Below are 12,746 nucleotides of genomic sequence, written 5' to 3'. Positions count from 1 at the left end.
AAATATTCAGAGGAACCAAACATGAGTAGCGGACGTATCGTTCAAATCATCGGCGCCGTTATCGACGTGGAATTTCCGCGCGATGTGGTACCGAACGTCTATGACGCGCTGAAAGTTCAAGGCGCCGAGACCACCCTGGAAGTCCAGCAGCAGCTGGGCGACGGCATTGTCCGTACCATCGCCATGGGTTCGACCGAAGGCCTCAAGCGTGGCCTGGACGTCGTCAACACCGGCACCGGTATCTCCGTACCGGTCGGCAAGCAGACCCTGGGTCGCATCATGGACGTCCTGGGTAATCCCATCGACGAAGCCGGCCCGATCGGCGAAGAAGAGCGCTGGACCATCCACCGCGCTGCTCCGTCCTATGCAGAGCAGGCTGGCGGCAACGAGCTGCTGGAAACCGGCATCAAGGTTATCGACCTGGTTTGCCCGTTCGCCAAGGGCGGTAAGGTCGGTCTGTTCGGCGGTGCCGGTGTCGGCAAGACCGTAAACATGATGGAGCTGATCCGTAACATCGCGATGGAGCACAGCGGTTACTCCGTGTTCGCCGGTGTGGGTGAGCGTACTCGTGAAGGTAACGACTTCTATCACGAGATGAAGGACTCCAACGTTCTGGACAAGGTTGCCCTGGTTTACGGCCAGATGAACGAGCCGCCAGGAAACCGTCTGCGCGTGGCACTGACCGGCCTGACCATGGCCGAGAAGTTCCGTGACGAAGGCCGTGACGTACTGTTGTTCGTCGACAACATCTACCGTTACACCCTCGCCGGTACCGAAGTATCCGCACTGCTGGGTCGTATGCCTTCCGCGGTGGGTTACCAGCCGACTCTGGCCGAAGAGATGGGCGTTCTGCAGGAGCGCATCACCTCCACCAAGAACGGCTCGATCACCTCGGTACAGGCCGTATACGTACCTGCGGATGACTTGACCGACCCGAGCCCGGCGACCACCTTCGCCCACCTCGACGCCACCGTCGTACTGTCGCGTGACATCGCCTCCCTGGGTATCTACCCGGCGGTCGATCCGCTCGACTCGACTTCGCGTCAGCTGGATCCGCTGGTCATCGGTCAGGAGCACTACGACACCGCTCGCGGCGTTCAGTACGTGCTGCAGCGCTACAAGGAGCTGAAGGACATCATCGCGATCCTCGGTATGGACGAACTGTCCGAGACCGACAAGCAGCTGGTATCCCGTGCTCGTAAGATCCAGCGCTTCCTGTCCCAGCCGTTCTTCGTGGCCGAAGTCTTCACTGGCTCGCCAGGCAAGTACGTTCCGCTGAAGGAAACCATCCGTGGTTTCTCCGGCATCCTCAATGGCGACTACGACCATCTGCCGGAACAGGCGTTCTACATGGTCGGCAGCATCGACGAAGCCATCGAGAAAGCCAAGAAACTGTAACTGGCGCGCCCGTTCGCGGGCGCCAACCAGCCTGACCGGCAGCTGCGGGCCAGGCTGATTACCGAGGCATGAACATGGCTATGACAGTGCATTGCGACATCGTCAGTGCGGAAGAAGAGCTGTTCTCGGGGCTGGTGGAAATGGTCGTCGCCCACGGCAACCTGGGTGACATCGGCGTTCTGCCGGGTCACGCGCCGCTGCTGACCGATCTCAAGCCGGGTCCGGTTCGAGTGATCAAGCAGGGTGGTGACGAGGAGATCTTCTACATCTCCGGCGGCTTCATCGAAGTGCAGCCGAACATGGTGAAGGTTCTCGCCGATACCGCTACGCGCGCCAAGGACATCGACGAAGCTGCCGCTCAGGCTGCCGTCAAAGCTGCCGAGAAGGCCCTGCACGAGAAGGGCGCGGAGTTCGATTACGGCTCCGCTGCCGCTCGCCTGGCCGAGGCCGCAGCCCAGCTGCGAACCATCGAGGCAATGCGCAAGAAGTACGGTCGGCACTGATCGACTCGCGACTTCATCGCGCACGAGTAAAAGGGTAGCCTTGGCTACCCTTTTTCTTTTTCTGCCATTTGACGGCACCGACGCCAGTTGCACCCTGGAAAGACGCACGGGTGAACTGCCGGGCCGATACCGTTCAGGAATCGCTGCATGTCTCTCGATATCGTCATTCTCGCCGCTGGCCAGGGCACCCGCATGCGCTCGGCACTGCCCAAGGTACTGCACCCGGTTGCCGGAAAATCCATGCTCGGGCACGTCATCGACACGGCCCGCGCGCTGCAGCCGCAGAGCATTCAAGTGGTCATCGGCCACGGTGCCGAGCAGGTGCGCCAGCGGCTGGCCGGTGATGACCTGGACTACGTGGTTCAAGCCGAGCAGCTGGGTACCGGGCATGCAGTGGCCCAGGCGTTGCCGAATCTGTCGGCCGAGCGCGTGCTGATCCTCTATGGCGATGTGCCGCTGATCGATGCCGAAACGCTACAGCGCCTGCTGCAGAAGGTCGGGCCGGAGCAGCTGGCGCTGCTGACGGTTACGCTGGATGACCCGACCGGCTATGGCCGGATCGTCCGTGACCCACGCGGCGAAGTGCAGGCCATCGTCGAGCATAAGGATGCCAGCGACGAGCAGAAGGCGATCCGCGAAGGCAATACGGGGATTCTCGCGGTTCCGGGAAGTCGTATCGGCGAATGGCTGGGTCGCCTGTCCAACAGTAACGCCCAGGGCGAGTACTACCTGACGGATGTGATCGCCATGGCCGTGGCCGATGGCCTGCGCGTGGCCACCGAGCAGCCGCTGGATACGATGGAAGTGCAGGGCGCCAACGACCGCATCCAGCTGGCCGAGCTAGAGCGCCACTACCAGCAGCGCGCGGCCCGGCGCCTGATGGCGCAAGGCGTCACGCTGCGCGATCCGGCGCGCTTCGACGTGCGCGGGGAGCTCAGTGTCGGCCGTGATGTGCTGATCGATGTGAATGTGGTGCTGGAAGGCACGGTGGTCATCGAAGACGATGTGCAGATCGGGCCGAACTGCGTGATCAAGGACAGCACCCTGCGCCGTGGCGCGATCATCAAGGCCAACTCCCATCTGGAGGGTGCGGTAGTCGGCGAGGGCGCGGATTGCGGGCCATTCGCGCGCCTGCGTCCCGGCAGCGTGCTGGGTGCCAAAGCGCACGTGGGCAACTTCGTCGAGCTGAAGAACGCGGTACTCGGTGACGGCGCCAAGGCCGGGCATCTCAGCTACCTGGGCGACGCCGAGATCGGCGCGCGGACCAACATCGGCGCCGGCACCATCACCTGCAACTACGATGGCGCCAACAAGTTCAAGACAGTAATGGGCGAGGACGTCTTTATCGGCTCCAACAGCTCGCTGGTGGCGCCGCTGCATCTGGGCGACGGCGCCACTACCGGTGCTGGCTCGACCATCACCGAAGACGTGCCGGCACACACCCTCGGGCTTGGTCGTGGGCGTCAGCGCAATATCGAAGGCTGGCAGCGGCCGACCAAGAAGTGATGGGCAGATAAGAGGGCTGGGATCAGCAACCCAGCCTCAACCCCGGATCGGGCGGGTGATAGCAATGTTCGGCGTAACTGACTACGGCGCCTTCGTGGTGGCCTTCATCATCCTCCTGGCCATTCCCGGTCCGGGCAATCTCGCGCTGATCCTCTCCACCGGCAAGGGTGGCATCCGCGGTGGCTTGGCTTCGACGTTCGGCATCATCTTCGGCGACCAGGTGCTGATGTGGCTGGCGGTCGCCGGCGTTGCTGCGCTGCTCAAGGCCTACCCGACGGCTTTCCATCTGGTGCAGTGGTTGGGGGCGGCCTATCTGATCTGGCTCGGCGCGCGCATGGTGCTGGCCAAGCCGGGCGCTGCGCCGACACTGACGATCAAGCCGCGCCGTTACCTGTGGCAGACGCTGCTGATCACGCTGTTCAACCCCAAGGCCATCGTCTTCTACATGGCCTTCTTCCCGCTGTTCATCGATCCGCAGCGCCACCAGGGGCTGAGCACCTTCGCCTTCATGGCGGTCACCATCATGCTGCTGACCTTTCTCTACGGTTTGCTGGTGGTCCTGCTTACTCACCGTCTCGCCGAGCGCATGCGGGCCAATCCCAGCATCGCGCGCGGATTGGAGAAGCTCGCCGGGCTGTTCCTGATCGGCTTCGGCGTCAAGCTGACACTCAGCTGAACAGGCTTGCCGCTCTTCGCTTAGGCCAATGCCGCGCTTGCAGCCCGCGAACGCTTATGTTTTGATTCGCGCCATTAACTTTCGAATCGAAACATAGCAATGTCGAAGCGCAATACTCCTCAACGCCGCCACGGGATTCTCGCGCTGCTCAACGAGCGCGGCGAGGTCAGCGTCGATGAGCTGTCCCGGCGCTTCGAAACCTCGGAAGTCACCATCCGCAAGGACCTCGCCGCGCTGGAGAAGAATGGTCTGCTGCTGCGGCGATATGGCGGTGCGGTGCCGCTGCCCCAGGAGCTGATCGGCGACAGCGTACAGCCCGTTTCACCCTGGAAGCAGGCTATCGCCGGCGCCGCGGTCGGCTGCATTCGCGAACATGCGCGGATCATCATCGACAGCGGTACCACCACCGCCGCGATGATCCCGCAGCTGGGCCATAAGCACGGTCTGGTGGTGATGACCAACTCGCTGAACGTGGTCAACGCCCTGCGCGAACTCGAGCATGAGCCAGTACTGCTGATGACTGGCGGCACCTGGGACCCGCATTCGGAGTCCTTCCAGGGCCAGGTCGCCGAACAGGTGCTGCGTTCCTACGACTTCGACCAGTTGTTCATCGGCGCCGACGGCATCGACCTGGAGCGCGGTACCACTACGTTCAACGAGCTGCTGGGATTGTCGCGCGTGATGGCCGACGTGGCGCGTGAGGTCATCGTGCTCGCCGAGGCCGACAAGATCGGTCGGCGCATTCCCAATCTCGAGCTGCCGTGGGGCAGCGTGCACACCCTGATTACCGATGAGCGCCTCAGCGACGAGGCGCGCACCAGCATCCTGGCCCGCGGCGTAAAGCTGATCTGCGTGGCTGTCGAACCCAATCTGGAGACCTGACTATGTGTGGCATCGTTGGCGCCGTCGCCGAACGCAACATCACTGCGATCCTTCTTGAAGGCCTCAAGCGCCTGGAATACCGGGGCTACGACAGCGCCGGGGTGGCCGTGCTGAACGACAGCGGCATGCTGGAGCGTCTGCGTCGCAACGGCAAGGTCGCCGAACTGGAGCTGGCACAGCAACAGACGCCGCTGGTCGGCCGCCTGGGCATCGCGCATACCCGCTGGGCAACACACGGTGCGCCCTGCGAGCGCAATGCCCATCCGCATTTCTCCGGCGATGACCTCGCCGTGGTGCATAACGGCATCATCGAGAATCACGAGGCGTTGCGCGCTCAGCTCAAGGACATGGGCTATGTGTTCGTCTCCGACACCGATACCGAAGTCATCGTGCACCTGCTGCACCACAAGCTGGAAGCGCTAGGCGATCTCACTGCAGCGCTCAAGGCGGCGGTCAAGGAGCTGCATGGCGCCTATGGTCTGGCGGTGATCAGCGCCAGGCAGCCGGATCGTCTGCTCGCCGCGCGCAGCGGCAGTCCGCTGGTGATCGGCCTCGGCCTGGGCGAAAACTTCCTCGCTTCCGACCAGCTGGCGCTGCGTCAGGTCACCGACCGCTTCATGTATCTGGAAGAAGGCGACATCGCCGAGATCCGCCGCGATGCCGTGCAGATCTGGGACATCGATGGCCAGCCAGTGCAGCGCGAGGCGGTGCAGCATCAGGAAGGCGCCGAGGCAGCGGACAAGGGCGCGTATCGCCACTTCATGCTCAAGGAAATTCATGAGCAGCCCAAGGTGGTGCAGCGCACGCTGGAAGGCCGCCTCGGCGATCACCAGGTGCTGGTCGAAGCCTTTGGCCCGCAGGCGGGCGAATTGTTCGCCAAGGTGCGCAACGTGCAGATCGTTGCCTGTGGCACCAGTTATCACGCCGGCATGGTGGCGCGTTACTGGCTGGAAGAACTGGCCGGCATTCCCTGCCAGGTTGAAGTGGCCAGCGAGTTCCGCTACCGCAAGGTGGTGGTGCAGCCGGACACGCTGTTCGTCACCATCTCTCAGTCCGGCGAAACCGCCGATACCCTGGCAGCACTGCGCAACGCCAAACAGCTGGGCTATCTCGCCAGCCTGGCGATCTGCAACGTCGGAATCAGTTCGCTGGTGCGTGAATCGGATCTGACTCTGCTGACCCAGGCCGGACCGGAAATCGGTGTGGCATCGACCAAGGCTTTCACCACCCAGCTGGTCGGGTTGATGTTGTTGACCCTAGCGCTGGGCCATGTCCGCGGCACGCTGAGTGCGGCTCGGGAAGCCGAGCTGGTCGACGAACTGCGCCGCTTGCCGACCCGCCTGGGCGAGGCGCTGGCCATGGACACCACGGTGGAGAAGATTTCCGAACACTTCGCCGAAAAGCACCACACCCTGTTCCTCGGTCGCGGTGCGCAGTATCCGGTGGCGATGGAAGGCGCGCTCAAGCTCAAGGAGATCTCCTATATCCATGCCGAGGCCTACCCGGCTGGCGAGCTCAAGCACGGCCCGCTGGCGCTGGTGGACGCGGACATGCCAGTGGTCACGGTAGCGCCTAACAACGAGCTGCTGGAGAAGCTCAAGTCCAACCTGCAGGAAGTGCGCGCACGCGGTGGCGAACTGATCGTGTTCGCTGATTGCGAGGCCGGGCTCGAAAACGGTGAAGGGATCTTCGTGGTCAACATGCCGCACATTCATGACGCCCTGGCGCCTATCCTCTATACCCTGCCGCTGCAGCTGCTGTCGTACTACGTCGCCGTGCTGCGTGGCACCGATGTCGACCAGCCGCGCAACCTGGCCAAGTCCGTAACGGTGGAGTGACGAGGTTTCCGCTCGGCACAGCACACACACGCACAAATGCAAAGGCCCTCCGGGGCCTTTCTGCATTTAGCTGTATTCGCAGTCTCGTTCCAACAGAGCGGCGTCGGCGAAGAGCCTGAAGGTGCTTTGGGCGGCAGCCAGCATCGGGTCCCAGGCGCAGCCGGGCGCGGCCAGTTCCAGTTGGGAAAGGAAAGTCGGCCAGAGCCGGGCGACGTCGCCATGTTCGAGGTAGCGAACCGGTGCGTTTGGATCGGCCTGGCGGATCCGCCGCGCAAGTACGCGACCACCCAGGCGCGACCCCTCGAGCACATAGGCGACGCCCCAGCAGCTGGCGATGCCGCTTATCCGCGGCGCCTGCAAGGGTGCAGGGGCACGGCACTCCAGCTCTTCGAGATCGGCCAGGAGGGAGTGACGGCGCACGCGCATCGGCCAGTCGTCGAGCAACTCGGCGAACCCAGCTCGTTCCAGGGCGACTTCGGTGGCACTCAGCACCCGACTATGGGCACGCAGGAAGCGACGATAGTCATCCGGCTGGTCGAGCGCGAAGCCGGAAAAGGCGGCGTCGACCTGCGCGTGCAACGCTGCCGTCGCCTCTCTGAGCTGCGTCCGTAGCTCAGCCATCGGCCAGGCTGCCTTCTCTCAGTACCAGGTGGAGCTTGTTCGCCAGTTGGTCTTCACGAAAGGGCTTCTGGATGATCGAGTACCCGGCCATGCCGAGTTCGCACAGCTCGGCGTAGCCGGTCACGAAAATCACCGGTAGCTCGGGATGGCGTACCCGCACTGTCCTTGCCAGCTCGCCACCATTCATCCCGGGCATGGCGAAGTCGGCCAGTAACAGATCGATCTCGATGCCCTCGCCGAGCAGCTGTAGCGCCTGGTCGCCGCCGTCCGCTTCGGTGACGGCAAAGCCGAGATTCTGCAGCATCTGCGCGGTAACCTCGCGCACGCTGTGATCGTCGTCCACCAGCAGGATACGGTGCTGACTGTTGTCTGCGTGGCTACCGGCGCTCAATGCGGCGGTCGGCTCCAGCGCTTCTGGCGGCGCGGTACGTGGCAGGAATACCTTGACCGTGGTCCCGACGCCCGGACGGCTTTCGATGCGCGCACCACCGCCGGACTGTTTGGCGAAACCGAAAACCTGGGCCAGGCCCAGCCCCGAGCCCTTGCCGACTTCCTTGGTGGTGAAGAAGGGCTCGAAGGCCTTGCTCAGCACCTCTTCGCTCATCCCGGTTCCGGTATCGGTCACCGAAAGCACCACGTATTCGCCTGGGCTCGGGTCCTCGGCACGCAGTGCAGGTTCAGTGATCACCACGTTGCGCGTGCCCAGCGTGAGGCGGCCGCTATCACCCATGGCGTCGCGTGCATTGATCGCCAAGTTGAGGATGATCATCTCGATCTGCGTCGGGTCCACCAGTGCATGCCAGATGTTGGCCTGGGTGTCGGTCGCGATGCTGACGCTGCCGCCTAGCGTGCTTTTCAGCAGGCTGAGCAGGTTGACCAGGGTGTCGTTGAGGTCGATCGCAGTGGGTGCCAGTTGCTGACGACGGGCGAAGGCGAGCAGCTGGCTGGTCAGCGTCGCGCCCCGTTCGCCGGATTCGCGGATGTATTGCAGCCGGCGCAGACTGCGCTCTGCCGGCGCGCCTTGCTCCAGATCGTTCTGCAGAAAGCTGGCGCTGGTCAGAATGACGGTGAGCAGGTTGTTGAAGTCATGGGCGACGCCGGCAGTCAGCTGGCCAACCGCTTCGAGGCGCTGCATCTGCTGCAAGGTAGCTTCGACACGCTCGCGTTCCTGGATCTGCGCGCGCAGCTGACGGTTGGCTTCGGCCAGTTTGTCGACCGCGGCAATTTCGCTGGTGATGTCCCGCGCCGCTGCATAGATACGACCGCCATCCGCCACCGATGACCAGGACAGCCAGCGATAGCTGCCATCGCGATGGCGCATGCGATTGACGAAGCGGTTGGTGACCTTGCCTTGGCCGACGCGGGTGTTTTCTTCGTGCGTCGCCGGCAGGTCGTCGGGGTGCACCAGCCAGGTCAGCGGATGCTGCATCATCTGTTCTAGCGGGACGTCGAATGCGAGCTCCCACATGGGATTGAGCGCAACCGGCATCATTTCCAGATCGGTAACGGCCAGCAGGTCGCGTGACAGCTCCCAGGTGCGGTCGCGTTCGCGAGTCCGTTCCTGCACGCGCTCGCCGAGGGCTTCGTTCAGTTGCTTGAGTGTCTGTGTCGCCAGTTGCTGCTCGGTGATATCCATCACCACGCCGACGAAGCGCGCGCATTGACTGCCGGTGAAGAATGCCTGGCCGCGGGTTTCCATCCAGCGCAGGCTGCCGTCGTCGAATAACACGCGGTAGGTGGTGCAGTACTCGCCGGCGTCTTCACCGGAGATGGCGCGGGCGATCTGTGCGCGAACCCGTGTGCGATCCTCCGGGTGGCAGAGCCGCTCGAACAGCGCCATGTCCACCGGAGCCTGTGCATCGACGCCAAACATGGCCCGGCAGCGCTGGTCCCAGATCAGTGTGCCGCTCTGCGGCTCGTAGTCCCACATGCCCAGGCGCGCCGCGTCGATGGCCAGGCGCGCGCGCACCTCCACCTCCCGCAGCGCTTGTTCGGCCTGCAGCCGCCGCCGGCGCTCGTTGACTTCTGCCAACGCCCGTTCCACCGCTTTGGGCAGGAAACCCAGGTTCTGCTTGAGCACATAGTCGACGGCGCCGGAACGCATCATGCTGACTGCATGCTCTTCGCCGAACACGCCGGAGAGGAAGATGAAGGGCGTCTGCGGAGCCAGCCGCTGCGCTTCCTGTAACGCCTGACTGCCGGAGAAGCCGGGCAGGATGAAGTCTGCCAGGATCAGATCGAAGGATCGTCGCTGCAGCGCTTCCACGACGCCTGCCTGGCTGTAGACCAACTCGGTATGCAGGGTGTAGCCACTGCGCTCCAGCGCCAACTGGGCCAGTTCTGCGTCGTGCGGGCTGTCCTCGATGAACAGGACGCTGATGTTTTTTGACGCTGGCATATCTACCCTGTCGAGGATGCAGGAGTCATCGTAACGGCCCGTCAAGCGATGGCCGGCTGAGGCTCGTTCAGTGCTTTTCTTCTTTGCTGCGTACGCGCTTGAGTCGCAGCGAACCTGGAGGCGGCTCGTTGAGTACTGCCCAGAAAATACCGAGATCGGAAATTGCGGCGACGAAATCCTTGAATTCGACCGGCTTGACGACGTAAGCGTTCACCCCGAGTTCGTAGGCTTTCATCAGGTCGGGCTCTTCCCGCGAGGAGGTCAGCATGACTACCGGAATGCTGCGCAGCTCGGCGGTCTCGCGTACCGTCTTGAGCACTTCCAGGCCGTCGATCTTGGGCAGTTTGAGGTCCAGCAACAGCACTGCTGGATTGCCATCGGCTCGCTCGGCATAGGTGCCGGTGCGCTGCAGATAGCTCAGCGCCTCGGCGCCGTCACGCATGATCACCACTTCATTGGCCAACTGGCTGCGCTCCAGCGCGATCAGCGTGAGTTCCAGATCGTGGGGATTGTCTTCGACCAGCAGTATCGGTTTGAGCATCAGATGTCTCGGTCCGGAAGGGACGATGTATAGGACAGTTTGGGAAGTGAAAGGTAGAACGTGGCGCCCTTGTCCAGCTGGCCTTCGGCCCAGACCTGGCCATCGTGGCGCTCGATGATTCGGCGCACGCTGGCCAGGCCGATACCGGTGCCTTCGAATTCTTCCATACGGTGCAAACGCTGGAACACGCCGAACAGCTTGCCGGCGTACTGCATGTCGAAGCCGACGCCGTTGTCGCGCACATAGACCACCACCTCGCCGGCGCGTTGCTCGGCGCCCACCTCGATGATGGCGACTTCACGGGTGCGGCTGTACTTGACGGCGTTGTCGATAAGATTGCGCAACACCATGTGGATGAAGGCGGCATCGGCGATAACGATCGGCATCGGCAGCAGATGCCATTCGATCTGACGGCCCTCGCAATCGGGTGCCAGCTCCTCACGGATCGAGGCGACCAGCGCCGTGAGATCGACATCCGACAGCCGCAAGGCCGCGCGACCCATCTGCGAGAAACTCAGCAGATTGTCCACCAGCGTGCCGGCGAAGCGCGCAGCATCGGCGATGTTGTCGAGAAAGCGCATTCCGCGTTCGCTGAGCTGTTTGCTTTCCATTTCGCTGAGCAGTTCGGTGTAGCCGGCGATGTGCCGCAGCGGCGCGCGCAGATCGTGGGAAACGCTGTAGGAAAACGCTTCCAGCTCCTTGTTGCTGGCGCGCAGCTCGCCGGCCAGCTGGGCCATCTCCTCGGCTTTGCGCAAGACGATGCCGAGCACCGCGTTGCGCAACTCCAGCGCGCCTTCGACCACCACCTGATCCCAGGGCTGCGCATAGCCGCGCAGGGTTTCCTGCCACTGTTCGAAGCTGTGCCGCGGGCTGAGCGCGCCGCTTTCACTGTCGATGCGCTTCTCTGGCTGGCCAGCCCAGTTGACGGTCTTGATCTGCTCGCGGCGGAACCAGATCAGGTAGTGCGCGTGCAGTCGGGAGATGGAGATGGCCATGACCCCGGCGCACTGCGCGGCCAGCGCGGGCATGTCCGGAATGTCCCGGCTGATGCAGTCGCTTTGAAAAATCAGTTGGTCGCGCCGTCGTTCGCCCAACCAGCGCGTCAGCTCCAGAATTTGCTCTTGGTCGGGCGTATCGCCGATGACTTCGCAATTATCCGCAGCGATGATCGCCGCGCCGTCGGCCGCCGCGAAGCCCAGCACGATTTCGGGTAGGTGGCGAAACCCCTCGACCACGCTGTCGCGATCGGCCATCGCCGAAAGCAGATGGACAATCTGCTGGCGCAATTGCAGCTTGCGCTGCGCCAGGGTCTCCGCTTCCCGTGCTTCGATCTGCAGCGCGAGGATACGGCCGAGCAGCTCGCAGGCGGTGCGGGTCTGGTAGCTGACCGCATGCGGTTCGGCATCATGGCAGGAGATCAGCCCCCACAGCCGGTCGCGAATGACGATGGAGATCGACATCGACGCCAGCGTGCCCATGTTGCGCATGTACTGCAGATGCACCGGGGAAACGCTGCGCAATGCGGCGAAGCTCAGATCCAGCGGCGCGCCGGAGTCCGGATGGAGTGCCGGCACCAGCGGCGACGGCGTGTAGGTGGCGTCCTGAATCACGCGGATCAGGTTTTCCCGGTACAGGCGGCGCGCCTGTTGCGGAATATCCGCCGCCGGGAAGCACAGCCCCAGATAGCTTGGGTAGCCGGGATCGGCGACCTCCGCCAGCACCAGTCCGTTGTCCTCGGCATCGAAACGGTACGCCTTCACCCGGCCGAATCCGGTGATGCGCTTGACCTCCCTGACCGCCAGTTGGCAGAGCGCTTCGAGTTCGCGAGTCTCCTGCAACTGGACGACGAAGGTGCGCATCAACGGATACAGCGCATCGTACGCCTGGTGAACGTTGTCGGCACGCTCGAACTCGAGGATCAGCCGGCCGCCGTGGCGATGCCCGAGCAAGGCGAAGGTCTGCTCGACCCCTCGTTCGAGTTGGATACTCACATCGCTCAGATGGAACGGATTGTGGTCATCCTCGGTCAGCGCCGCCAGGCCGGCTTCGATGCGTGCCGTCGGTAGCAGCGCCGATAGTGGTTGGCCCAGCAGCGACTGGGCGTCGACGCCGAGCCAATGCCGGACGTTCTCACTGGCCTGCTGCACGCGCAGTTCGGTGTCGCTGACCACCAGCAGAAAACCATGGGGCTGGATGCTGCCGGGAATGTGGATGGGCTCGTCAGCGCATCGGTCGATGGCCTGGCGCAGGTCCGGGGCTTCGGTAGTGGTCATTGCGTGTCCTTGTTCAGGCCGGTACGGACCGGAGATGACGGGCAGGCACCAATGCAAGTTGCTACCTAACGTCTGCGATTGTGCAGATTGAGCGTGCGGGTTGCTGGGAA

Annotated in this window: 10 protein-coding genes; 6 read left to right on the top strand and 4 right to left on the bottom strand. The window is 63.4% G+C overall.

Translation table 11 applies throughout. The annotated features are described in order from the left end of the window. Positions 1-21: 21 nt before the first annotated feature. The 6 genes from atpD (at position 22) to glmS (ending at position 6,803) form a co-directional block, all read left to right on the top strand. Positions 22-1,398, top strand: coding sequence for a F0F1 ATP synthase subunit beta (gene atpD / locus UIB01_RS21670; protein WP_003303688.1), 1,377 nt, complete (start codon positions 22-24; stop codon positions 1,396-1,398). Between the two features lie 74 nt (positions 1,399-1,472). Then, entirely contained in the window at positions 1,473-1,901 is a 429-nt protein-coding gene (locus tag UIB01_RS21665) for a F0F1 ATP synthase subunit epsilon (protein ID WP_003303687.1), read from the top strand. Between the two features lie 147 nt (positions 1,902-2,048). Then, positions 2,049-3,407, top strand: a complete 1,359-nt coding sequence (gene glmU, locus UIB01_RS21660; protein ID WP_038665213.1) for a bifunctional UDP-N-acetylglucosamine diphosphorylase/glucosamine-1-phosphate N-acetyltransferase GlmU — start codon at positions 2,049-2,051, stop codon at positions 3,405-3,407. Positions 3,408-3,471: 64 nt separating this feature from the next. Further along, on the top strand, positions 3,472-4,083 hold the full coding sequence (locus UIB01_RS21655) for a LysE family transporter (RefSeq protein ID WP_038665210.1): 612 nt from the start codon (positions 3,472-3,474) through the stop codon (positions 4,081-4,083). Between the two features lie 99 nt (positions 4,084-4,182). Further along, positions 4,183-4,965 (top strand): DeoR/GlpR family DNA-binding transcription regulator, encoded by a 783-nt coding sequence (locus UIB01_RS21650; RefSeq protein WP_038665206.1) that lies wholly within the window; start codon positions 4,183-4,185, stop codon positions 4,963-4,965. Between the two features lie 2 nt (positions 4,966-4,967). Next, complete coding sequence (glmS, locus tag UIB01_RS21645; protein ID WP_038665203.1) at positions 4,968-6,803, top strand: glutamine--fructose-6-phosphate transaminase (isomerizing); 1,836 nt, start codon at positions 4,968-4,970, stop codon at positions 6,801-6,803. 66 nt (positions 6,804-6,869) lie between these two features. Here the strand turns inward: glmS and UIB01_RS21640 are convergent, their stop codons facing one another. From UIB01_RS21640 to UIB01_RS21625, 4 genes are all read right to left on the bottom strand, one after another. Then, the gene (locus UIB01_RS21640; protein ID WP_038665200.1) at positions 6,870-7,424 is read right to left on the bottom strand and encodes a biliverdin-producing heme oxygenase; all 555 of its coding nucleotides are present in this window, start codon (positions 7,422-7,424) and stop codon (positions 6,870-6,872) included. After that, positions 7,417-9,822, bottom strand: coding sequence for a response regulator (locus UIB01_RS21635; RefSeq protein ID WP_038665198.1), 2,406 nt, complete (start codon positions 9,820-9,822; stop codon positions 7,417-7,419). Before UIB01_RS21635 ends, UIB01_RS21640 begins: the two co-directional genes overlap by 8 nt. Positions 9,823-9,889: 67 nt before the next feature. Next, on the bottom strand, positions 9,890-10,363 hold the full coding sequence (locus UIB01_RS21630; RefSeq protein WP_038665195.1) for a response regulator: 474 nt from the start codon (positions 10,361-10,363) through the stop codon (positions 9,890-9,892). Further along, positions 10,363-12,636, bottom strand: coding sequence for an ATP-binding protein (locus UIB01_RS21625; protein WP_038665192.1), 2,274 nt, complete (start codon positions 12,634-12,636; stop codon positions 10,363-10,365). Before UIB01_RS21625 ends, UIB01_RS21630 begins: the two co-directional genes overlap by 1 nt. Positions 12,637-12,746 lie beyond the last annotated feature (110 nt).

Origin of the sequence: Stutzerimonas decontaminans, from assembly GCF_000661915.1 — a bacterium.
Taxonomy (GTDB): Bacteria; Pseudomonadota; Gammaproteobacteria; order Pseudomonadales; family Pseudomonadaceae; genus Stutzerimonas; species Stutzerimonas decontaminans.
The sequence above is the reverse complement of the archived record's forward strand: the minus strand, read 5'-3'. Positions and strand labels throughout refer to the sequence as shown.

Excerpts from the sequence above, each read along its gene's own strand:
- UIB01_RS21650 (WP_038665206.1), top strand. The coding sequence starts at position 4,183 with ATGTCGAAGCGCAATACTCCTCAACGCCGCCACGGGATTCTCGCGCTG.
- glmS (WP_038665203.1), top strand. The coding sequence starts at position 4,968 with ATGTGTGGCATCGTTGGCGCCGTCGCCGAACGCAACATCACTGCGATC.
- glmU (WP_038665213.1), top strand. The coding sequence starts at position 2,049 with ATGTCTCTCGATATCGTCATTCTCGCCGCTGGCCAGGGCACCCGCATG.
- atpD (WP_003303688.1), top strand. The coding sequence starts at position 22 with ATGAGTAGCGGACGTATCGTTCAAATCATCGGCGCCGTTATCGACGTG.
- UIB01_RS21635 (WP_038665198.1), bottom strand. The coding sequence starts at position 9,822 with ATGCCAGCGTCAAAAAACATCAGCGTCCTGTTCATCGAGGACAGCCCG.
- UIB01_RS21640 (WP_038665200.1), bottom strand. The coding sequence starts at position 7,424 with ATGGCTGAGCTACGGACGCAGCTCAGAGAGGCGACGGCAGCGTTGCAC.
- UIB01_RS21630 (WP_038665195.1), bottom strand. The coding sequence starts at position 10,363 with ATGCTCAAACCGATACTGCTGGTCGAAGACAATCCCCACGATCTGGAA.
- UIB01_RS21625 (WP_038665192.1), bottom strand. The coding sequence starts at position 12,636 with ATGACCACTACCGAAGCCCCGGACCTGCGCCAGGCCATCGACCGATGC.
- UIB01_RS21655 (WP_038665210.1), top strand. The coding sequence starts at position 3,472 with ATGTTCGGCGTAACTGACTACGGCGCCTTCGTGGTGGCCTTCATCATC.
- UIB01_RS21665 (WP_003303687.1), top strand. The coding sequence starts at position 1,473 with ATGGCTATGACAGTGCATTGCGACATCGTCAGTGCGGAAGAAGAGCTG.